The sequence below is a fragment of the Gimesia fumaroli genome (assembly GCF_007754425.1).
Lineage (GTDB): Bacteria > Planctomycetota > Planctomycetia > Planctomycetales > Planctomycetaceae > Gimesia > Gimesia fumaroli.
In genome coordinates this window covers 5,832,355-5,855,667 of the sequence record NZ_CP037452.1, presented here as the reverse complement: position 1 = coordinate 5,855,667, position 23,313 = coordinate 5,832,355, and the positions used below count along the sequence as shown (strand labels likewise).

General features: G+C 47.7%; 15 protein-coding genes. 9 read left to right on the top strand and 6 right to left on the bottom strand.

Annotation, left to right across the window (positions count from 1 at the left end; all coding sequences use genetic code 11):
• Positions 1-81 precede the first annotated feature (81 nt).
• Complete coding sequence (locus Enr17x_RS22160) at positions 82-987, bottom strand: ABC transporter ATP-binding protein (protein ID WP_145311876.1); 906 nt, start codon at positions 985-987, stop codon at positions 82-84.
• Between the two features lie 435 nt (positions 988-1,422).
• Complete coding sequence (locus Enr17x_RS22155; RefSeq protein ID WP_145311875.1) at positions 1,423-2,319, bottom strand: DUF58 domain-containing protein; 897 nt, start codon at positions 2,317-2,319, stop codon at positions 1,423-1,425.
• A 528-nt stretch (positions 2,320-2,847) separates the two neighbouring features.
• Between Enr17x_RS22155 and Enr17x_RS22150 the strand changes: the two genes are divergently transcribed.
• The 5 genes from Enr17x_RS22150 to Enr17x_RS22135 all read left to right on the top strand — a co-directional run bounded on the left by Enr17x_RS22150 (position 2,848) and on the right by Enr17x_RS22135 (position 9,490).
• Positions 2,848-4,485 carry a hypothetical protein gene (locus Enr17x_RS22150; protein ID WP_145311874.1) on the top strand — a complete coding sequence of 546 codons (1,638 nt, stop codon included), beginning with the start codon at positions 2,848-2,850 and terminating at the stop codon, positions 4,483-4,485.
• Between the two features lie 455 nt (positions 4,486-4,940).
• Positions 4,941-6,860, top strand: coding sequence for a DNA primase (gene dnaG, locus Enr17x_RS22145; RefSeq protein WP_198000737.1), 1,920 nt, complete (start codon positions 4,941-4,943; stop codon positions 6,858-6,860).
• A gap of 23 nt (positions 6,861-6,883) precedes the next feature.
• Complete coding sequence (gene rpoD / locus Enr17x_RS30325) at positions 6,884-8,572, top strand: RNA polymerase sigma factor RpoD (protein ID WP_145311872.1); 1,689 nt, start codon at positions 6,884-6,886, stop codon at positions 8,570-8,572.
• Complete coding sequence (locus Enr17x_RS29735) at positions 8,547-8,711, top strand: hypothetical protein (protein ID WP_198000736.1); 165 nt, start codon at positions 8,547-8,549, stop codon at positions 8,709-8,711. Before rpoD ends, Enr17x_RS29735 begins: the two co-directional genes overlap by 26 nt.
• 68 nt (positions 8,712-8,779) lie before the next feature.
• Positions 8,780-9,490 (top strand): zinc ribbon domain-containing protein, encoded by a 711-nt coding sequence (locus Enr17x_RS22135; RefSeq protein ID WP_145311871.1) that lies wholly within the window; start codon positions 8,780-8,782, stop codon positions 9,488-9,490.
• Positions 9,491-9,496: 6 nt separating this feature from the next.
• Here the strand turns inward: Enr17x_RS22135 and Enr17x_RS22130 are convergent, their stop codons facing one another.
• Positions 9,497-10,441, bottom strand: coding sequence for a prenyltransferase/squalene oxidase repeat-containing protein (locus Enr17x_RS22130; protein WP_145311870.1), 945 nt, complete (start codon positions 10,439-10,441; stop codon positions 9,497-9,499).
• Between the two features lie 821 nt (positions 10,442-11,262).
• Between Enr17x_RS22130 and Enr17x_RS22125 the strand changes: the two genes are divergently transcribed.
• A complete protein-coding gene (locus Enr17x_RS22125; RefSeq protein ID WP_198000735.1) occupies positions 11,263-15,099 on the top strand; it encodes a beta strand repeat-containing protein in 3,837 nt (1,278 codons plus the stop codon).
• A gap of 73 nt (positions 15,100-15,172) precedes the next feature.
• Positions 15,173-16,480, top strand: coding sequence for a BBP7 family outer membrane beta-barrel protein (locus Enr17x_RS22120; RefSeq protein ID WP_145311868.1), 1,308 nt, complete (start codon positions 15,173-15,175; stop codon positions 16,478-16,480).
• 14 nt (positions 16,481-16,494) lie between these two features.
• On the opposite strand, the gene Enr17x_RS22115 is transcribed toward Enr17x_RS22120, so the two are convergent.
• On the bottom strand, positions 16,495-17,424 hold the full coding sequence (locus Enr17x_RS22115) for a DUF6807 domain-containing protein (RefSeq protein WP_145311867.1): 930 nt from the start codon (positions 17,422-17,424) through the stop codon (positions 16,495-16,497).
• A gap of 104 nt (positions 17,425-17,528) precedes the next feature.
• The gene (locus tag Enr17x_RS22110; RefSeq protein WP_145311866.1) at positions 17,529-18,923 is read right to left on the bottom strand and encodes a GntP family permease; all 1,395 of its coding nucleotides are present in this window, start codon (positions 18,921-18,923) and stop codon (positions 17,529-17,531) included.
• Positions 18,924-19,139: 216 nt separating this feature from the next.
• Between Enr17x_RS22110 and Enr17x_RS22105 the strand changes: the two genes are divergently transcribed.
• Positions 19,140-20,597 carry a pectate lyase gene (locus tag Enr17x_RS22105; RefSeq protein ID WP_145311865.1) on the top strand — a complete coding sequence of 486 codons (1,458 nt, stop codon included), beginning with the start codon at positions 19,140-19,142 and terminating at the stop codon, positions 20,595-20,597.
• Positions 20,598-20,606: 9 nt separating this feature from the next.
• Here the strand turns inward: Enr17x_RS22105 and Enr17x_RS22100 are convergent, their stop codons facing one another.
• Complete coding sequence (locus Enr17x_RS22100; protein WP_145311864.1) at positions 20,607-21,422, bottom strand: sugar phosphate isomerase/epimerase family protein; 816 nt, start codon at positions 21,420-21,422, stop codon at positions 20,607-20,609.
• A gap of 295 nt (positions 21,423-21,717) precedes the next feature.
• Between Enr17x_RS22100 and Enr17x_RS22095 the strand changes: the two genes are divergently transcribed.
• The gene (locus Enr17x_RS22095) at positions 21,718-23,274 is read left to right on the top strand and encodes a hypothetical protein (RefSeq protein WP_145311863.1); all 1,557 of its coding nucleotides are present in this window, start codon (positions 21,718-21,720) and stop codon (positions 23,272-23,274) included.
• The last annotated feature ends 39 nt before the right edge of the window (positions 23,275-23,313 follow it).

The following is a 23,313-nucleotide window of genomic DNA, read 5'->3' as shown; positions in this document are numbered from 1 at the left end:
ACATCTCATCGGAAATGATGCTCTGACTTCAGTCAGTCAATCAGAGCCAGAGTCAATGATCTTGAATAATAAATAATGTGTTTACTCTGAAGCTTTTTTCTCTTCCGATTCGGGAACGAATCGCTGCCCCGGACGCTCTTTACTTTCCTGCACTGTTTTCAGGAACAGAGATTCGAGAGTCGCGGTCGGATGGTCGACCGAGTCGACTTTACCATTGTGTTTGGCAACGACCTGTTCAATTTCCTTGATTGCTTCTTCACTCAGGCGCGAGGTGAGGATTTGTGTTTCTTCCTGTTCTTTCAGCAGGTCTTCCACGCGTCCCATGACTTTCAATTCACCACCATAGAGAATGGCGATCCGGTCGCAGACATCCTGCACGTCTGCCAACAGGTGGCTACACATTAAGACTGTTTTCCCTTGTTCTTTCAGTTCCAGGATCATGCGTTTCATGTCGTCGGTACCAAGTGGGTCGAGACCACTTGTGGGTTCGTCCAGCATGACCAGGTCCGGGTTGTTGATAAGTGCCTGTGCCAGACCGATACGGCGAGTCATCCCTTTTGAATATTCTTTCAGCTGACGTCGTTTGGCGTGACCCAGGCCGACTTTTTCAATCAGCTCGGCTGCTCGCTCGCGGCGTTCCTTGGCCGACATTTTGAAGAGCCGTCCGTAAAAATCGAGTGTTTCTTCCGCGTTCAAAAAGCGATACAGATAGGATTCTTCAGGCAGGTAACCGATGCGTTCGTTCTTTTCGACATTGGTTGCGGGTTCTCCGAGGACTTTAATTTCGCCTTCAGAGGGAAACAGCAGCCCCAGCAGGAGCTTCAGGGTCGTTGTTTTTCCTGAACCGTTGGGACCCAGAAGACCAAAGATCTCCCCTTTTTTCACTTCGAGGCTCAATGAGTTAAGGGCCCGAACTTTTTTGCGGCCCCAGAAATCACGATAGATCTTTGTCAGGTTGCTGACCTGAATGACTGACTCGTTGTCCATTGGCGGTTCTTCGCTCCACTGTTAGTTAGATTATGACCAGTAATAAGAACAGATTCTTAGTCCTAAAAAGAACCAACGAAACTAACGCTAGAATATCTGCGGGTTTACTTACGAAGTGTGACAGTCCTCTGTTGGTAAAAAATTCAATTTCCGGTTCAGAAAATCAAAAAACAGAGAATGCAGCAGATCATCGACTGGCCAGCATCCATGACAGGGGCCCGAAACTCAGGAATCCATTCAAAGTACAATGATCCAAAGTGATTAACACTCTAAAATCGGCAGACAGCTCTTGCAAGCTAATAGACCTGCATAGTGCGTTAAGATTTCAAGAACGCTGTCCCTAAAACCTGTATTTAGTGTTGAACCCGTATAACTTAACCTGAGGTTGGGAGTGTTTCAGTGACATATGATAATGGTTTGTGTTCATTCGGATAGCTAGAAGCGGGCTTTTCTCTGCGATAAATATTCGATCAATGCTTTATCGAACGGCATGCTGGTATCGAGGGGAACATAATCGACGCCCATTGCCTGCAGCTTTTCCTGATAGGTTTCTCTCAATTCCTTTACGGCTTCAAGATAGTCGGCTTTCATGCCTTCGGCATCCAGAACCATAGAGTCTCCCTGTTCGGGTTCTTTCAGATCGACCATGCCTTCGAACGGAAAATAGACTTCGGCTTCATCCAGCACATGAAACAGGATGACATCATGACCTGCATAACGCAGTCGTTGCAGGCTGTCCAGAACACCTTTCTGGTCGGTGAGCAAATCGGAGAAGATCATCAGCAGGCTGCGATGTTTGATCATCGAAGCGATCTGCTGAATATTTTGCGAGACTTCTGTCGTTCCACTGGGCTTTGAATTTGCCAGCATCGCCAGGATATTTCCCAACTGTCCTCTTTTACTCCGCGCGGGAAGAAAATTTTTAATGCGGTCGCCGAACGTAATCAATCCAACGGGATCCTGTTGATGGATCATCATATAGGCGAGTGAAGCTGCCAGACAAATTCCATAATCGAATTTGGAAAGCTTTTGCCGGTAGGTATAAGCCATGCTCTCGGATAAATCGAGAACAAGATAGCCGGTCAGATTGGTCTCAGCCTGATACTTTTTGATATAAAAACGGTCAGTTTTGGCATAAACCTGCCAGTCAATATCCCGGGGGTCATCTCCCTGCGAATATCGTCTGTGCTCGCTGAATTCGACGCTAAACCCATGATAGGGGCTGGCATGCAGGCCGCTCAGGAAGCCTTCGACAATGAATTTGGCCCTTAAGTCAAGGCGCGCAACTGTCTGTATCACTTCAGGTTTGAGATATTGTTCCACATTGGCCATCAGTCATGATCTCCTCTCCTCATGAAGGGCCCACTATAGCAGGATCGCGTTGGGGAATCACACCGGTTTTCAATTTTGATTCTCAGATTCCTCAGGTTCGGTTAAACCTGTTATGCGGGCTGGCAATGATCATGGTCTATACTCTTGAACATTTTGATTCTCTCGGATAATCTAAGAATATAAGGGGTAGAGAATAATCAAAATCTTAAACTTGCATTAAAAGTAAGAGAGAGTAGGTTTATCATATGTAGTAATACAGGTTAGGTCACTTTTTTGTTTAACGAAGTCAGGTGAAAATCCTGATGATCAAAAATAGATAAAACCATAAAACGCTGCTGCTTTTGCCCGGTTGCTATGTTAGTCTGGCGAAGTGCGGTAGCGCATGTTTAAAATTCGATTAATCGATTCCCAGACAAAATGCTTCTGATTTTATCTCAATGCAAATTCTATTCATGTTGCAGAAGCATTTATGATTTTTATATCTAACTATCATCAACGTCATTATTTATCCAATTACAGGGATTTCTTATGTCAAATGACATAACTCCGGATGAAAACAATAGTAACCCAAACGAAGTACCGTGCCCGCTTTGTAATGAGATGGTGCGAATTGGTCTGGTGCGTTGCTGGAACTGTGGTTCCTTCATGCGCGAAGACATTGCGGAAGCATATCGCAAGATGCAGGAAAATCCGGCTCCAATGATCTTCAGCCAGCTTCCCGATGAGGAAGATTCAGCCGAAGGGGATTCTCAGCTTTCAACCGCCACGATGACCGCGACGTCGAATCGGGATGATGATGACTTTGAACTGGATCAAAGTATTGCGGTAACCGAATATGAAGCCTCGGATGATGATTTTCAGTTAACCGGCGATATGCAGTCCGGCGAGGAAGATCAGTCAACAATACCTCTGGCAAAAGAACAATCGGCCGAGGAAGCTGGTGCGGAAGCGGCAAACAAGGAAGAGGCGGACGCTACTGCTCAAGAAACGGTAGAAAAGAAAGCTCCTGAAGCCCCTGCAGAAGATCATTCCGTCGCGACAGGCGGAGATGTCCTGTTGAATGTGGCAATGGAAGAGGAGCGCGAAGAGAAAAAGCGTCGTAAAGGGGGGCGTCGCAGACGCCGCTCTGGAAAAATCGAAGGTGGTATTGTGGTGTATTGCCCCAATGGCCATCGGATTCGCGTACGAGAAGAGTATCGAGGTTCTGCCGGGAAATGTCCTGCGTGTAATGTCGTATATCTTGTCCCGTTAGCAGCCAAAAAACAAGAAAATGAAGAGGCCGTTACATCAGAAGAGGCTGCTGCCGGTGGTGCTGAGGCGGATGCGTCAGCAGGTTTGAGTGCAGGTGAGAATACCAGTTGGTTCAAAGACATCAAACTGCATGCCGTTGATCCGACGAAGCTGAAATTGAAGCCCAACAGCCTGGAAAAGGCGTTTACGACGATTGACCTGGTTATTACTCCAGACAAAATGCTGATGTTGGGGGTGATCAAACCCGCTCGACCGGGAAAAAAGACCAAGGAGAAACAGGATCTAGCCCGGACCGAAATCGCACAGCATCTGTGCGAAGATAAAGACCAAGCGGAAATTCCAGCTCACAGTGTGCAAATCATCAACGGCGATCAGGTGCCGACGTTACGCGTAGCCTTTCCCACGATGTATGACCACGAATCGGTGTTTGCGGGCGTACCCGTGTTTGGGAAAGGACGAATTGCCATTGCCTTACCCAAACAGGAAGACTCAAAAGAAAATCAATATCTGACCTTCTCGCTGACCGAGTATCGGAAGTTTGCCGAGGCGCTTTCTAATATCTATGGCATGAATGATCTGGGACAGGATTCGGGAATTCCGATGACAGATCAGATTAACACGGTGACCTGTCATTACAGCGAAGAAACATTTGAGGCACTCGACAACGAGAGTCTTGAATTTTATGAAGCAGACCCCGAGATCGAATTAACGCTCGTCGGGAGGCAGTGCCAGGGGTGCCAGTTGATCGTGAGCGAAGATTCGCGAAAGAAAGAGCGGATCGGCGGCAAGACCGGCAAGGGGATTGCCAAAGCGAAGTGCCCCAAATGCAGTGAAAAATTCGGCAACATCTCTCTGTGGCAGATTGCCAAAGCCGAAGCAGAAACTGCTCCTGCGGAAGAACCGCCTGCGGAATAATCTTCGTATTGTTCAGCAGTCGACTCGTGTTTCAGAGAAGGTCATTACTGAAGCTGCGCCGATTTCTTTCTGAAGTAATGGCAGCCATTGTATCTATGGTTAGAATGCCTATAATTCATATAAACCAACTGTCTAGCTTGTTGTCGCGACGTCCTCCGGGTTACGTTGACGTTTCTGATTAAGCAAGTAACACAAGTAGGGTTTTGTTTTTGGTTTTACCAGTACTTGAAGGCTTAGGTATTTTTGTAACATTATACAAAATTTAAGCTTAAGCGATGTCATGAATCGGGAATCCTGAAATGGATTTTCTTGACCAACCCAAAGTATGGTGTAAAATTGAAGTATGCAAAGCTGAGCAGGGAAGCACTCTTGGTTGAGTAACATATGTCCACTTTTCAACACTTGACGAAAAGTAGGACTGAGGGGCTGCTTGTTAAACTGTTCAGGAGAATCTGGTGTCGCCAGGATTTGATCAAAACTTCAAAGAACTGGTCCGCCAGAGAACGAACATCGTAGAGCTGGTTTCCGAATCCGTTCAACTGGTTCAAAACGGCCGCGACTTCAAATGCATCTGCCCCTTTCATAATGACCACAATCCCTCTCTGGTGGTGTACCCTGATCGTGGTACCTGGCGCTGCTGGGTCTGTAATACAGGTGGAGACTGTTTTTCCTGGGTGGAAAAATATGATGACGTCAGTTTCTTTGAAGCGCTCAAAATTCTGGCTGAGAAAGCCAATCTGGAGCTTCCCAAACTATCGCCGGGAGCGAATCAGGCGGCACGGTCAAATCAACTTGAAAAAGCCTCATTATTCGATGTGATGAAGTGGGCCGAGGCGCAATTTCATCATTGTCTGCTGGAGACACCCGAGGGAGAATTTGCGCGCCGGTATTTGATGGAAGAGCGTGGCTACACAGAAGAAACCATCAAACAGTTTCGTCTGGGCTTTCATCCTGATAACTGGCAATGGCTGGTGAATCGGGCACAAGGTATCTATGCGGCTCCATTATTAGCCGAAGCCCGATTAATTTTCAAAAAAGAGAATCATACACGATATTCCGATTATTTCGTCAATCGGGTGATGTTTCCGGTTCGCGACGAACGGAAACGCGTTGTTGCTTTTGGGGGACGTATTCTCCCGGGGAGCGGTTCCGAGGGTCTGGCGAAGTATTTTAATAGTCCCGAGAGTATTATCTTTACTAAGAGTAAGCTGTTATTCGGTTTGGATGAGGCGCGACAGAGAATTCGCGAAACAGAAACCGTTGTTGTGGTGGAAGGGTACACCGATTGCATAACCGCTCACCAGTTTGGTGTGTCGAATGTGGTGGCTACTCTGGGAACGGCACTGACCGAAACTCATGTTTCCTATCTGAAGCGACTGGCTCGTAAAGTTGTTCTGGTGTTTGACGGCGACAACGCAGGTCAACAGGCGGCAGAACGATCTTTAACGAAATTTATCTCACAAGAAGTCGATTTAAAAATATTAACATTGCCAGCGGGGAAAGATCCGGCTGATTTTCTGGAAGAACAGGGGGCTGAGCGTTTGAAGCAGCTGATTGAACAAGCCCCTGAAGCATGGAATTTTAAATTGAATGTTTGTGTCCAGAAATTTGGACTGGAGTCAATTGATGGCCAACACCGAATTTTAGAAGAAATGCTTGAGCTTTTGGCGGCAAGCCCTAACCTAACCGGCAAAATTCGTGAAGACATCATATTAAGAAAGTTAGCAGATCGACTGGGTTTACACGAAGCAGTTGTCCGAAAACGACTGAGTGAAGTCAAACAAAAAACAAGCCCAGGCATAGATTCGAGTCTCTCCTCCAGCAATTCCCACTCGATTCCGAATACGTACCCTTCTTCTGGCGATGTCCAGGAAATAGACAATCCAACGAAAGACAATCAACTTGAGAGCGAACTTCTTGAAATTATCTTTGTGTATCCGGAATGCGTCCCACAAATTCAACAACATATTTCCCCTGCCAACTTGAAGAATCCTCAGTTACGGTTTCTCTATCAGTTAAGCATCGATTTAACTGAGGAGGGAGTTGTACCGGAACTGAATCGAATTCTGGATCGAATTGATGATCCCGAATTAAAGCAGCTGGTCGTCAAAATTGACGCGCATGCTCAAGAAAAAGCGATTCATTCAAAACTTCATACCAGTTCGGCCTCTCTTGAGGGAATTCCTCATTTTTTGAAGCATTCCATCAAGAATCTGAAATGGCGGGAAGAACGTGAACACCACGAACGAACCAAGGGACTTCTGTTTCAGAAGGCCCAGGCACAAAGTCTGAATTCCGATGCGAAAGAACTGTTGAAAAAAGCATCTGAATTCCACCAGAAACGAAACCAGAAAAACTCACTTGAGCCCCATTAACTTGCTAGATTGGGAGAAGCAACGTGCACCGACTCGACGCCCGATTGAATGAACTAATTGAAAATGGTAAGAAGCAGGGATATCTGACTTATGATCAGGTCAGCGCTTATCTTCCCGATGAAGCCGTGAACCCTGAAAAGCTGGATAACCTCCTGCTGACCATTGAGGAGATTGAATTAGATATCATTCCCGATCAGGTCATCACTGTGTTACAGCCGGAGAAGGCCAAAGGAGGCCGGTCTCGTACGGTGGATGATACCTCCCGTCGGATTGATGACCCCGTGCGTATGTATCTGACGCAGATGGGAGAAATCCCACTGTTGACGCGCGATGAGGAAATTCGTCTTGCGAAAAAGATCGAAATTACCCGTCGTCGTTTCCGTCGCGAGTTGCTCAGCAGTGACTATGCCATGAGGCAGGCGATCGAGATTCTGGACAAAGTTCATAAAACTGAACTGCCCTTCGACAGAACGATCAAAGTTTCTGTTACCGAAGGACTGGAAAAGAACCAGATTCTTGGCCGGATGCCCCATAACCTGAAGACTCTGGAATTTCTCGGTCAAAAAAATGCGGGTGACTTTGAGCGATTTGTGAATCCTGAATTGACCAAAACGGAACGCCGTGAAGCCTATGCCTCTCTGCAAAAGCGTCGTCGCAAGATGGCAACTCTGATTGAAGAGTTGAGTCTGCGGACGCAACGCCTTCAGATTGGCATGAAACGTCTGGAGCAGATTTCGCATCGGATGACGGAACTGGAAGATCAGATTCGTGACATGAATGATCTGAGAGCCAAAGACAGTAAGGATGATCGTGGGAATCTGGATCGGGAACTTCAAGATCTGGTTTCGATGACCATGGAGACTCCTGAAACACTTCGGGAACGAATCAAAGCCGTCAAACAACGGTATCTCGATTACGAAACCGCGATGCGGGAGCTTTCGGGCGGAAACCTGCGTCTGGTTGTTTCGATTGCCAAAAAATATCGGAATCGTGGCTTAAGCTTCCTGGACCTGATTCAGGAAGGCAACACCGGTTTGATGCGAGCCGTCGATAAATATGAATACCGTCGCGGTTATAAATTCTCGACATATGCAACCTGGTGGATTCGTCAGGCTATCACTCGTGCGATTGCTGATCAGGCACGCACAATTCGAATTCCGGTTCACATGATCGAGACGATGTCCAAATTGCGAAAAGTCAGCAAGCAGTTGTTACAGGAAAATGGACGCGAGCCGACCATGGAAGAGACTGCCGAAGTCGCCGGCATCAGTCTGGAAGAAACGCGTCGTGTGCTGAAAATTTCCCGGCATCCCATCAGCCTGGATCGTCCTGTGGGTGAAAGTGAAGACAGTTACTTCGGTGACTTTATTGAGGATTCCGATTCGGATAGTCCCGTTAACACTGCCAGCCAGGAAATGTTGAAAGACAAAATTGACCATGTATTGAAGACACTGACTTATCGAGAGCGTGAAATTATCAAGCTGCGATTTGGTCTAGGCGATGGATATACTTACACACTCGAAGAAGTCGGCCGGATTTTCAAAGTGACACGCGAGCGTGTTCGGCAGATCGAAGCCAAGGCCGTTAGAAAGCTGCAACATCCTGTCCGCAGTAAGCAGCTGCAGGGCTTTATTGAAGGCCTGGCCCCGGATTGGGGGCAAGCGGAGTCCTCCGAAGAAGAAGTGGATGCCACGGCTTCTGCCAGCATCTGAGAATCAAACGCCGATCATTTTTGATCGGCGTTTTTTTTTGAATGGAGAGACGTTCATTGCCGCCGATTCCCAAAGCTGCCGGGAAGATCCGTTCAATTTCCTGCGTGAGTCTGGCTATTTGCTGGAAAAAACTTTATAACAAAGCAAGTGCACTGAGGTCCGCCGCATAGCACCTCACAAAAATAAGCGTTTCTGGAGTTCTTTAACATGTCGACTACTGCAGCCAGTTTAAAAGCTTTACATCATTTATATCTGAGACTATATGATGTGGACCAGAAATTAGAGCAGGGTCCCAAGCGAATTAAACTGAAGGAGCAGTTTGCTTTAATTCAGGAAGAAAAGCTGAAGGAAGTTCAGGACCAGGTACTGCAGTTAAAAAAACAGGTGCAGCAGAAAAACCTGGATTTGCAGTCTAACGAAGCTAAGATCCTGGATTTGAAGGGCAAGCTGAATTCCGCTTCCTCGAATAAAGAATTTGATATCATTAAAGGTCAAATTGCAGCCGACGAGATGGCCAATAGCGTTCTGGAAGATGAAATTCTGGAATTGATGGACAAAATCGATAAGAAAGAAGAGGAAGTTCAGTCCTGGGTGAAGCAAAAAGACGCCGCACATGCAGAAGCGAAAAAAACGGCCCAGGATTTTGAATCTGCCCGCAATCGATTAAATGAAGAAATTGAGGAATGCAAAGCGACAATTGCTGATGCAGAGCAGATTATTCCTGAGAGCCTCAAAGTCATGTTCGCGCGGCTCGTGCGTTCACATGGTGCTGGCGCTCTGGCACCTGTTGAGGGGCGGTTTTGTTCTGCCTGTAATGTGATGATCGAGCCGCAATTGCGTGTGGAATTGAATTCCGGGCGACTGGTTTTCTGTAAGTCGTGTGGGCGCTTGCTTTATCTGGAAGATACTCCCGAGTAATTGGAGTCACTTCTCCGGACAGCTTGCGAGTAAAGCCAGGACTCCCAGGCCGTAAAAGGTATACTCCACATCTGCCTGTTCATCCCAACTGGCGCCGCGGAAGCCTCCGATGGGGAACTCCAGCCATTCGGTCATGAATTTCAGGGTCTGGTCGTGCTCAATCAGCGAAAACAGCTCCAGATCCAGTGCCGTCAGTAGTCCCGTAAACGTGGACAGGCCATCGGCAAAAGGAATTCGTGTATTTGCCTGATAGCCCCCTTCCGAGCTTTTAACCTGCTTGAGAAAGTCGCTTACATCGCTTTTCAGCTCTTCATCCATGGCGTTCAAGATGATCAGTGTGGCGACTGCTGCTGCTGTCGGGTTCGTTCCGCTACGTTTCATGGGGGAAATTTCGACGAAACCTCCATCATCACGCTGACGGTCATAGAGAAACTGAATCAAATCATTTGGATCGGGAACATCCAGGCCAATGAGCTGATAAATTAATACGACGAGGAAACTGTGGTAAGTGCTTCCCAGGGCGCCCTGTTCTGACTTGGCATAGCCGCCGTCAGTGGTTCTCAGACGTTCCAGATTGAGTGAAATTCGGGTATTCCAATTGTCAGGGGCTGTTGCCAGCAGGTCTTCACCGCCTGATGCCTGTACGATCAAGGCACAATAAAGCCAACTCAGCAGGTCAATGGTTGATAGTTTTTCAAGCACGAATTGCTTCAGAAATCGGCTGATGTTGTCCGCATCCTGCTTTTCAAGACCTCCTAAGATGCCCAGGCTTCGAACGGCAAACCCGGTATAATAGAGATCCGAGTCTCCTTCTCTGCCGGTAAACCCCCCATCTGGCTGTTGTTGTGACAGGATAAATGAGCGATGTTTTTCTAACTCTGCGTGAGGCAGTGTTTCGAGACCGGCTGCCAGTTTCAAGGCCAGATTAACTAAATAGGGTTCATTACTCATTTATGATGTATGCCATTTCCCCTTTTTTTAGGGGTCAGAAAGGATGCGAACTGTTTTTTTTCGCTGACTATTTTGAAAATTGTCAAAAAATTCTCAACTGAAATGTCAAATTCGTCTTTCGTCGGATTTGAAATTAGAATATGTTCCCGCCCAACATCTCTTAAACTCAAAGAATCAATCTCTCTCAGGACGGTCAAGAAGGTAAACCATTCGGAATTACTTTCCTGTTTCATCCAAAACGGGACAGCCTTATCACAAGGACGTCTCATGATTCTTCCGAGTCACAATTCACATTAAATACAACCAGTTAACTTATCAAATACCAGTAGCACGTTTCCGTTAAAAACCTCATTTTTCCCGGTTCGTGTCACAACATATCCTTTAAGTTCGACCAGTTTCTATCTTTCGATAGAAGTGTAATGATCTAAACAACCTCTCTCATGATGATTACCAGCCGGTCGTACTGAAACAATTCCTTTAAACAATTGATTTTTTCAAGTCATTCATAACAGACCTGTTTCCCTGTAAGAGGGTTGCGTTCTGCCTTTGGTGGAATGGTCTGTGTTTGAGTGCTTGCGTGTTGTGTCAAAGCAACTTGATAGTTCAAGTCCAGTGAGTTTTTCGGGACTTGTTCCTGAATTCAGAAGATTACTTGTTGAGATAATCTCATGGATTTTCCTGAAAATATTGTCATAGATCAAAACAATTTCATGACAGATCAAAATACAACAGAGCGGGACGATAACGCCAAATTGCACTCAGAGTGCATTGTCGAGGTGAAACAGATGCCTGTGTTGACATCAAGCTATTCTGGACGGTTTATGAAAATTGCATTTCGCCTGATCGCCGGCGTAATCGTTCTGGCGATCTCCGCCATGTCAGGAACATTATTGGCCCAAGAAGAAGTCGAATTTCAAACGATCATTGCTGATGGGACAGAGACCGAAGGCAGTCTCGAAGGAATACAATCTGTCATTCCCGGGAATGGCATGGGAACCCTGTTTCGTGCCGGTCATCAGGCAGGTAAGACCGTAGGTCTGGATGAATCGATTTCTTACCTGGAAGCGATGCCTTATCTGTTTACCTGGACCAAAAATCCGGACGATGCCGGCATGCTGTTTGGAAACTTTCAACTGTTCCGGACCAATCGTGGTCACTTGGGGGGAAGTGCTGGTTTTGGTTATCGCTTTTTTAATTACGACACAGATCGGATCTTCGGTTCGAGTGTTTACTACGGCCGGGATGATTCTTCGACAAAAATCTTCCAGCAATTGGTTCTCAACGTGGAAACGATGGGACGTTACTGGGATGCGAACGGAAACTTTTATCTGCCGTTCGGTACGCGTCAAAAAGAGTTAAACCTGGAGTTCAACGAAGGCAGTCAACGATTTTCAGGTTTCAATGTTCTGTATGACCAGACACGAACCCTGGGAACAGCCATGCGTGGTTTTGATGCGGAAATTGGGGTCCCGATCTGGGGGCAACTGGCACAAAAGCATGAAGCAAGAATTTATGCCGGAACCTATCATTTTGCCGCGACGGGCAGTGAAGATGTCTGGGGTTGGAGCGGTCGTATCCAGGCTAATCCATTACCGAATGTTTTGACAGAGTTGAGCATTACGAATGATGCAACATTCAATACGAATGTTTTCTTCAATATCACCTGGAACTTTGCAGGACGTCCAGAGTGGAACAAGATGGAAAAATCGACCCAGATGTATCGTATGGCTGAACGGGTCCGGAAAAAATACAATGTTGTGGTTGAAAAACGTGACGTAGTCGATTCCGGGCTTATCGCCGTTAATCCTGCAACCGGTCTACCTTGGACGGTCTCACACGTCGATTCGCTGGCGGCAGCGGGGGGCGACGGTATGGTGCTGACTCCTTTCCAGACCATCGCCGAAGCACAGGCAGGACCTGATACCGACATCATCTTTACCCACGCCGGAAGTGAATTCAATAACGGGCCTCCCATCACGCTTGCCGCCGGAGATCGAGTGTTAGGTGAAGGTCAGGGAATTGATCACTTCATCGATATCCAGGGATTTGGTTCCCGACTATTGCCTAACTCACCCTCGTTTGGTAATCCGCTCCGACCCAACAGTCTGGTACGTCCTACCTTTAATAATACGGTCGGTGATGGTGTGATTCTGGCATCGAACAGCGAGTTTTCCGGTTTTATCATGAACACACCCACAGGCCGCGGTGTTGTGGGAATTGGTATTTCCGAGGCGGATGTCAATTTTGTTGATATCAACAATGCTGTCGGTGAAGGCATCTTCCTGAGCAGTACTACAGGCAGTTTGTCCTTCAACACAACCAATGTGACCAACACAGCCGGGAATGCATTTGTCGTAGACGGCGGAGACCCCCTCGTCAGATATGATGGAGGTACCATCACCAATACTGGTGCAGGTCGTGCTGTCTTGATTCAGAACACAACCGGAAGCTCTGTGAATATGACAGGCTCGACGATTGTTGATACAAACAGTCAAGGTGTTTTAATTAACAATATCGCAGGTGGTGCTGTTCTGGATAACGTAACAATTACAGGCAGTACAAATGAAGGTATTCACGTCACTGGGGGTACTGGTAATGCGATTGTGACCTTTAGAAATACCGGACAGGCTGCCACGACCATTGATTCAGCTACAGATGCCAGTATTTTCGTCGAAGATTTTCAGGGTGTGTTCCAGATGGAGGATATCAGTATTCTGAATCGTAATGGAACCGGTCTGTTGGTCAACAATTTGTCAGGAAATATGGCAGTTGTTGGAAACACTTCGATCTCGAATGGTGTTTCTCTTGCAACAGAGCACGGTATCGACATCAATAGTACAAGCGGAAATATCATCTTTGAAGGTTCTCTTGATGTTATTGGGAGTACGGGTGAAGGTATCTCGTTCAATGCTGGCGGGAATACCGGTTCATTTAATGTCGAAGGTACCACAACGGTTTCGGGAACTGCACTTGAAGCATTCATTGTGATGGATGACAGTCCCATCATCCGCATGGGAAGTACAAATCTATCGAATAGTAGTACTACGAGTTCTGTCTTGTTGATCGATAATGCGGGACAGGGTGGCACTGCGCCTACGGTGACCTTTGGTAATACAACAGTTACAGGAACCGCCTTGGCGACAGTCCCCACCGTTCACATTCTGAATACGACTCCGGTGATCAACTTTTCTTCTCTTGGTGTAACGGCAAACAGCATTCCATTTGTAACTCAGACACCTCCTGAGGTTGGGGCTGCCGTCTTTGTAGAAAACAATGTTGGTAATGTGAACTTTGGTAATTTGAATATCACAGCAGCAAACAACCTGGCTTTCATTGCTAACGCCAATACAGGAACACTGAGTTCTACAAGTGGTGTGATCGATGTGACGGGGGCGTCAGCCATCGATATTCAAGATTCGAATATCTCGATGGTGCTCACCACTGTGAACGCCGGCCCTTCCACGGGGCCTGACTTGAATGTGACGAATAACTTCTATTCAAATAGTGCCGGTATTCGATTGGTACGAACTCCCGGCCTGTTTTCGATCACCGGAGATGGTACAACCATTGATTCCGGGGGAACGATCACCTCAACCACTCATGGGGTCTGGGCCGAAGACATCGACCGTGTCGCCATTGATGGCCTGGAAATTATCACCCCCACGGTTTCTGGTATCGAGTGGCATGAAACCACTGTTGACGACGAAACGCGTATGACACTGACACGCGTACGAGTCGAAGATTCTGCAGGGGCTGGTGTCAGAATTGTCAATGGTCGTACGTTCGAGATGACCGAATCGGAGTTGCTGGATAATGGTACTACTGGCACCGAATATTCTCTTGAATATACAGCAAATATCGAACTGACGAATACAGACGATGACGCCTTTAATATTACGCTGCAGAACAACACAATCACGGATGATAGTGCCGATGCAATTCACATTCAATCCGGTGGTTTGCTTGATGATTCACTGCTAGATGTCTTGCTGGAAGGCAACTCTATTACAAACAGTGCATCTAACTCAGCAGGTCTGGATGTAAGATGGGAAGGACCGATGAATATTACTGTCGCCAATGCGAACAATTTCATTGGGACCGGAGCTACCAATAATCAAGGGATCAATATCGATGCCACCAGCACTGAGCTGACAGATCTGTTGACACTCCAGGTATTCAATAATAATAACTTCACTATTACAGGTGACGATAGTGAAGGGATTCAAGTTCAAACAGAGGGACCATCTAATATCCTGATTACAAACAATGTTGATCAGGGATTTGTGTTGTCCGGTGAAGATTCAACAGGCTTGCGTTTTCTGGATTTGGCGGCAAACTCGAATGTTACAATCGATACCAACTTTATCACAATGTCAGGGATTGCCAGCAATGCAATCTTCTTTGACCTGATTGATGCGACTGATTCTTCAGTGATCATCGATAACAACGCGATGTCGTTGTTTGATGGTGGAGTTGATGATAACGAAACCGCAGTAGGCTTCAATGCCATGATCAATGGTCCTCTGACACTCGGGACCGGTGTGAATAATTTTGTGTTCGTGACTTCTGTCGGGAACAACAACAGCTTCATCCTGTTCAATCCTGGCGGAGGTACATTTGATGGTCAGATCAGTCTGAACGGATTCCTGCTTCCGTAACAATAAAAGAGAATGTCTCGTTTTAAATAACACTGTAGTGTGTTTTGATCCAAATATTTCAAGGTTTTAATCGATGAGTCGCACATCCTGGAAAGTAATGTTGATTACTCCATTCAGACTAAGTGCACTACTGGTGTTGCTGAGTTCTGCCGTTCTACCGGTGGGGCAGAAACAATCAGCAGCAGCCGATGATGGCACGACGGAAACTGTCATGCACGGTGATGCGGATATGATGGACGAAGAAGCTGTGGGTGACGCGGGATTTTTCTCTGGTGTCAACACATATTCCAGATCGATCGTTCGTCAGTTACCTGTCGATCGCGGGTGGACTTACGATTCACCGATTGATAAATCCATCAAGAATCTATTCAAGACATCCCGATTACGTATTGATTATCTACATTGGTCTATGGAAGGCCCAGAAGATGTATTGTTGAGTGCACCGATTTTGGGAGTGGCGGATCCTACAGAACCGGAAGCCGTTTTTGATCGCTCGACCGGTATCGGAAGAGGGAATGGAGTGGCTCTGGAATATAATGACAACTCTATGGATACAAACGGGATGCGGGGCGTCCTCGAATTTCCCTTGCCAGAAGGTAGCCTGGAGTGGAATGTCTGGGGCCTGTTTAAAAATGAATCTCATCGTCCCACGGACTCCATCTATGCCACACAAGACAATTTGATCCCCGGAGATAATCTGGTGGTCGTGACAAACTTTAATGTGAATGGCGAACTGGCATCCAACACAAACGTGTATGACACGAGTTATACCGTCGATCTGAACACCGAAATGGTGGGGACCGGAGTCAATTATGTTCTGGATTCTTACTTGCCCGGAGAAGGGTTTCGCATGCGGCCTTTGTTTGGTTTCCGTGTTATCAGCTTGCGGGAAAATATGAATCAGGTGGGTGTTGATTCCGGTGGTGGAATTGGAACACCTCGTACCACAACCATCTATTCCAAAGTGGAGAATAGGGTGTTTGGTCCCAGCATTGGTGCACGGGCCGAATTCAGACATAGTCGATTCTCAATCGGAGCAGAACCGAAATTTACCTTTGGTTTCAACCGAAATACGAACCAGGTCAGAACAAATCAGTTGTTCGAAGCCACCGATCCCACCTTCGTTTCCGTACAGAAAAATAATGAATTTTCACCCACATTCCAGCTTTCACTTTATGCAAAACTGAATGTGAATGATCACTTGCGTTGTTTTATCGGTTATGACTATCTGTTTATCGGACAGATCTCACGTGCCTTCAATATCATTGATTATAATGAAGATCGTGCGGCAACGAATCCTGCAGTAGGAACAAAAGTCCGGCAGGAGAACTCTGGGTTCACAACCGATGGTTTGACAGCAGGGATTGAACTGGTCTGGTAAAGCCCGGTTGCTGCTTACGCGACCCTCGTTACCGTGGCACTGGTGTGCCGCTGGCTCGGCTTCTTGATTTGAAATGGCTGACTTTGAGCAAACGCTTTATAGATTTTGTCGGTCTGAGCGTGATTGATTTCACCCGCGTGTGCCTGCAACAGGAAGCGAAATGTGAGCGGCGCCTTACGAGTTGTTTCGAGCGGGCCGTGCATGCAGGGAGAAGCTCCCATCCAGCCATCTTCGCGTATGTGCCACGAGACAGATTTTTCCGGCCCGGCTACAGGATTGGACGGATGGTAAAAGTAGGTGATGCCTTCTGTGATATTGGGTGCGACAGGGCCTGAATAATCCATCCACTCTGCTGGCTTGCCGAAGATGTTTTTCTCGCCGACCTGTTGTCTACTATTGGTGATCGTTCCCGCTCCAAAAAAACTGGAAATGGATTTCGCGACACGGACGGCCAGAAATCCAAAATTGGTTTTCTGAAACTCGAGTGATTCAGAAATCGGGTAAAAAGTGGATTGTAGTTCCAGAAACAACTCGTCTTTCTCGTTAGTTCTGATCGCCGAAATCGATTCCTGGCGTAATAACGGCTGAGGATTATGGCCGTCCATCCAATCCAGTTCCACAGCCAGAATCGCTTCGTCTTCTCGTTCATCGATCGAGAGCCAGCGTTTCTGGATAATCTGGGCCCCGGTATTTTCTGCCCAGAAATTGATGCCCAGAACCTGATGATGGGCAAACCAAATAGAGCGATGGTGATCATGGTTGGGAGCACCCGGATGTCCGATGCGGGTCAAGGGGATCTCGGAGGGACCTGTCAGTGGGTAAAAGAAGGGCCGTGAGTATTTGGGATCGTGGTGCCAGCGCAGTCGTTCTTTGCCTTTCACACGAAAGGAAAACTGAAAATCGGGCTGGGGAATGATTTGACAATCAGGAAACAGTTGACTCATACCAGGATTCCCTGTCTTCAGAACTGTGAGATACGGATGAGGAAATACACACTCCAGACTACGCACTACTACAGGCAGTGTAAAGATTTAGTCTGGAAAAGGCATTACGTCATCGGCCAGACAATGGAGAGCAAGACAGTGGTTCCCAGGCTGGTAAAACCTAACACAATCAGTAGCGGTGTCCAAGATTTGAGTGCCTCTTCTTCGGTGAGGCCACTCATCTTACAGAAGATCCAGAAGCCACTGTCGTTCATCCAGGAACCGATGAGTGAACCTGCTCCAATAGCCGTAGCGAGGTAGACCGGATCAAATCCGAGCATTTCGGTATTCACGTTCATTGTTGCCAGCATAGCAGATGTGGTAATCATGGCGACGGTACTGGAACCCTGCGCGATTTTCAGCAGAGCAGCGATTCCGAATCCCAGAAACAGAAAACTGAGTCCGGTAGCGTCTCCTTCCGCACTGCCGAACTTCGCTTGAATGGCTGGGCCGATTTGAGCCACTGTCAACATTTTTCCAAACGCGCCACCGCCTGCGGTGATCAGAATAATCACGCCACCACTCATCAACGCATTTTCCACGCTGGCTCCTAATTTGAGCAGTGTCAGATTTCGCTGTCGGAACAGGATCACGAGGGCGATTGCCGTTGCCACCAGGAGAGCAAAGTTGGCGTCGCCAATCACGGAGGTGAACGGACTGATTTTTTCCAGCAGGCTTTGCGGGCCGGTGCCACTGGCGATCATGGAATTCACAAGTGTGTTGGCAGTAATCATCAACACAGGTAATACGATGGGACTGAGCGAGACCATGAGCGAAGGCAATTCATGTTCTTCGAGAGGATCGGGGTCTTTATGTTCGGCGATGTCGCGCATCGGAATATTCATCAGGCGATTGGCAAACATTGCATAGAGAATACCTGCAAACGCAGCAGGCAGTGCGACGAGCACACCGACAAAAATCATTTTTCCCAGATCAACCCCAAGATTATCAGCCATGGAGAGCGGACCGGGGGTCGGGGGGACCAGGGTATGTGTGATTGCGCCTCCCGCAGCGATCGCCATGATATACATCAGATAGTTACGCTTGGTGCTGCGATACAGCGAACGAGCCAGGGGGATTAACAGATAGAAGACGGTATCAAAAAAGACAGGGACGGCCAGGACGAAGCCACTTCCCATCAGCGCCAGCGACGCATTTTTTTCGCCGAGCGCATTCAGGAACGTTCGAACGATCCGGTCGGCAGCTCCACTGTCCATCATACATTTTCCGATGATCGCTGCGAGCGCGATCACAATACCAATACCGGAGACAGAATCGCCGAACGCAATGGCAACGCGTTTAATGCGATTAATGCCATCCGCTGATTCGGGCCCCAGCAGGCTGACTGCCATTGCCGCTGTGATCAATGCCAGAAATGCATTGATCTTCAGAAAGATAATCATGCCGATGACAATGGCGATGCCAATGCCTAGAATCAAAAAAGGATAGTCTTCCAACATAAGCGCTGCTCCGGAATAATCTTAGAGGAATATCTCAAGTGGGTATGAGCATTACATAGATTTGCTCGCGACGCAAGCGAATGCCTGATAGAAAAAGTGCCTTCTCCTATTATGAATGAGATTAAGTAATAGTTGCTTTCCCTCAATGCCTGCTTTTTGTACGATGAAGAGGTTTTGCTTTTCCTGCGTATCCTGCATTAGAAGGAATCTCCGGCAATGACTGTCTCTTTTGCTCGTCCGAGAATCTGTGGTTTGTTTTTGCTTTTTGCTCTTTTGTTGTGGGGGCATCCTGAACAAGGCCTTTCGGCGGAGATTACCTCTGCCGATGCGAAACAGGCATTGAAAAAAGCCACACACTATTTCACGAGTGATGTTGCCACCGAGGGCGGTTATCTCTGGCGGTACAGTGAAGATTTATCGCTGCGTGAAGGGGAAGGGCGTGCCACTGATTCGATGGTCTGGGTGCAACCGCCGGGAACGCCGACTGTCGGCCAGGCATTTTTGACCGCATATCAGAAAACCGGTGAACCTTATTTACTTGCTGCCGCCAAAGGAGCCGCCAGTGCTCTGGTGAAAGGTCAGTTGAAATCAGGCGGCTGGTCTTACACGATTGATTTCAAAAAGCGAGAGAATGCCCAGTATCGGATTGATGGAGGCGGCCCCAAAGCACGCAACGTAACCACGTTTGACGATAATACATCACAGTCTGCATTGCACTTTTTAATTTTACTGGATCAAGAACTGAAATTTCAGGATCAGGCGATTCACGGTGCTGTGACCTATGCGCTCGATGCTTTTCTGAAAGCGCAATATCCAAATGGTGGTTGGCCTCAACGTTATTCCAGTTTCCCTGATCCCAAAGATTTCCCGGTAATAAAAGCGAACTATCCGGAAAGCTGGTCGCGCACGTTTCCGAAAAAGAAGTATCAGACATATTACACGTTCAACGATAATGCAATTGCAGATCTGGTCGATCTGATGTTTTTGGCGCATCATGTTTACAAAAAAGATCGCTACCGCGACGCTGCTTTGAAGGCAGGCGACTTTATTCTGCTGGCGCAAATGCCGGAACCGCAGCCAGCCTGGGCACAGCAGTATAATCGGGAAATGCAACCAGCCTGGGCACGGAAATTTGAACCGCCGGCGGTTACCGGAGGCGAGTCGCAGGGAATCATCCGGACATTGATGCAGATTTATATTTATTCCGGCGAGAAAAAATACCTGGCACCGATTCCGTCTGCACTGGCGTATTTGAAAAAGTCGGAATTGCCGGGTGGAAAGCTGGCGCGGTTTTACGAACTGAAAACGAATCGCCCGTTGTACTTCACCAAACAATATCAGTTGACCTACAGTTCGGACGATATGCCAACACACTACAGTTTCATTATCAAATCCAGCGTCAATTCGCTCGAGAGTCGCTATCGGAGTCTTATGCAGGCCTCTCCGGAGCGATTGGCGTCGATGAGATTTCCCACACGCCGCGTGCGACTGACGCCATCACTAACGGCGAAAGCGAAGTCCGCGATTGATTCACTGAATGCACGCGGGGCCTGGATCAAGCAGGGTGACATTCGCACTGCAAAGCAGGAGAATGTACCCGTGATTGATACGCGCGTCTTTGTGCAGAATCTGACCAATCTCGCTAACTATATCGCTGCCCAAAAACAAGATTGAATGTGAAACTCACGTGTTTTCCGCAATGGTCTGCATGCGTTCCAGTCCCAGTTTAGCGACATCAAGCGGTTCCTGTTTCCAGAGATCTTCGCGGAACAGTTCGAGTGACAGCCAACTTTGATAGCCGATCTGTTTCAAGAGCTGGCAATAGCGTGTCAGATCGAGATGTCCGTCTCCGGGTAAAACGCGGTCGGGGTCCATCTGCTCTTCGCGGGGGATGGTATCGACGGCGTCGTTGAAGTGAGAGATGGCGATCTGTTCGGGCTTGAGTTGTGCGATCGTTTCCATGGATCCGCCACCACGAAAGACATGAAACGGATCAAGTACCAGCGTCGCTTCAGGGTGACCGGATTTCTCCACGATTAGCAACGCGTCTTCAATTTTAGTGACCGCTTCGACGAATCCCAGAAATTCCACCGCCGGTTTTGCGCCCGCTTCAATGCCGGCTTCGAGTAGTTCTCGATAGCGCTGTGCCCCAAGATCATAATCCGGTTTTTCGCGATGCGGACAGGCGATTACATATTCCGCCTCCAGTTGCGCAGCCAGCTTGATCCTTTCCAGGCAGGTATTGAAAACCGCTGGATACTCTTCAGGGGAAGCAGACCACCAGTCGCGGAGCATTATCATCGTAGGAATCGCCAGGCCGGATTCCTGAATGGCTGCGGAAACGGCTTCTAATGTGCCGCCTTCGGCCTGGAATGCTTCGATTTCATCAAACCAGAGTTCAATACCCTGATAGCCGGCTTCGGCTGCGATCCGGATTTTGTCAAGCAGAGGAGTTGTACGAATTGTACTGGCATTCAGGCTGTAACGAAATGAACTCATAGAGATGATCCCTCAGAGGAAAAAGGAGCAGAAACAGTCATAGATTCAGGTTAATTTTGGCGTAAGAGCGAGAGTGGGCGGTTTTTCCAGACCCACTGTCAGCAGTGGCAACCTTAAAGAGGTTGCTTTGATCATTTTGCGATAAATGGCGGCAATGATCAACTCAGTCAAGAATCGAATCAGAGTACTCGACTCTGCAAGAGAAATCGGTCACAATGGGAAAGACGACATAAGCCAGATTTTAGGATCAAGTGAATTCCCAAAACGAAGATTTCAATACGAGAAGATGTTTCCCATGATTGACTGTTGTCATCATCGAATGATTTACTGGATGGCTGGAATCGGTTTTCTGGTGGCTGGTTGTGGATCCAATGCTCCCGCACCTCAGGTGTCTGAGGAATCAGAGGTTGTGATCAGTGAGGCAGCGCCCGTTGAGACAGCTTCAACAGCGGTTTCACAAAAACCTGTAACAAAGCAAGCGACTTCAACAACAGAACCAGTGGCCGATACGGTATCCAATCACAAACCAAAACCAGCGAAAGCGTCTGTTGCGAAAACGCCGAAAACGATTTATCGTCCCAGTGATCAGAGGCCCGTGCATAATAATCAGCGGTTAGCCTTACTGGGGATCCACTGTTATGAGTCGCCGCGGCTGAAACTGTATACTGACATTGATCCCAAAATTGCAAAGACGCTTCCGGCGGTCGTCGATCAGGCGTATCTGGCACTGGTCGATTACTTTGGTCCCTTGCCCCCGAATCGAGAGGGGACTGAGTTTCAGGTGACCGGTTATATCATGCAGAATCGGGAACTATTTAAAAAAGCGGGCGTGATTTTAGACGCGTTACCCGAGATCATCAATGGCCGCCATCTGAGGGCGCAGTTCTGGATGGATTCGCAGAGTGAGAATTATTATCTGCGCCACTTAATGCTGCACGAATACACGCACTGCTATAGCATGATTATGGAAGATATTGGCGCACCGGTCTGGTATCTGGAAGGAATTGCAGAATCGATGGCCACGCATTCGATTGGCAAGGATGGCAAGATTCAGTTCAATGTGATGCCTTATAATAAAAATGACTTCGGCGGCCTGGGGCGGATTTCACTTATCCAGGAAGCGGTGCAAGAAGAACCACCCAAGTCAATGCGGGACGTGATGCAATTCCAATCCAATGATTTTGTGGGTAACAACGATGCGTATGCGTGGTCGTGGGCGCTGTGTCAATTCTTTGACAAGCATCCCGAATATTCAAAATCATTTCGTGAACTCTCCCGGCATATGCAGGGGACCGAGTTTTCCGGCATGGTTGCCCGCATGATCAACGGAAATTATTCTGATCTGAACGCAGCCTGGTTGCTCTTTGTTAAAAACCTGCAGCCCGGTTACGATTTTGAACGTGCCACGCTGACAATTGCTCCCGGCTTGCCGCTATCCCCGGAGACGTCTCGAGACGCGACGATTCAAAGTAATCGTGGCTGGCAGTCGAGCCTGATTGAAGTTGGGCAGGGCCAGACGTATGAAGTGACGGCAGACGGTATTTTTACTTTAGCACAGCAGCCGAAACCCTGGGAAAGTACCGCAGACGGAATTAGTTTCCGTTATTTCAAGCAACAACCTCTGGGGCGGTTGTTGATGTTGATTAAGCCGTCTGAGGATGCAGACAGCATGCATCCGATTTTGCAGGAATATCCGCTGGGAGCAAAAGCAACCTGGATGGCACCGGTGACAGGAACTCTGTATTTTCGGTTGAACGATGCATGGGATGAACTGGCGGATAATACAGGGCAAGTGACTGTCAAAGTCACTCGAAAACAGAATCCGGTAACGCCAACAGGCTCAGAAAACTAGCTGGATTTGCGATGCAGATGGGGTCAGGGTATTCTGGAT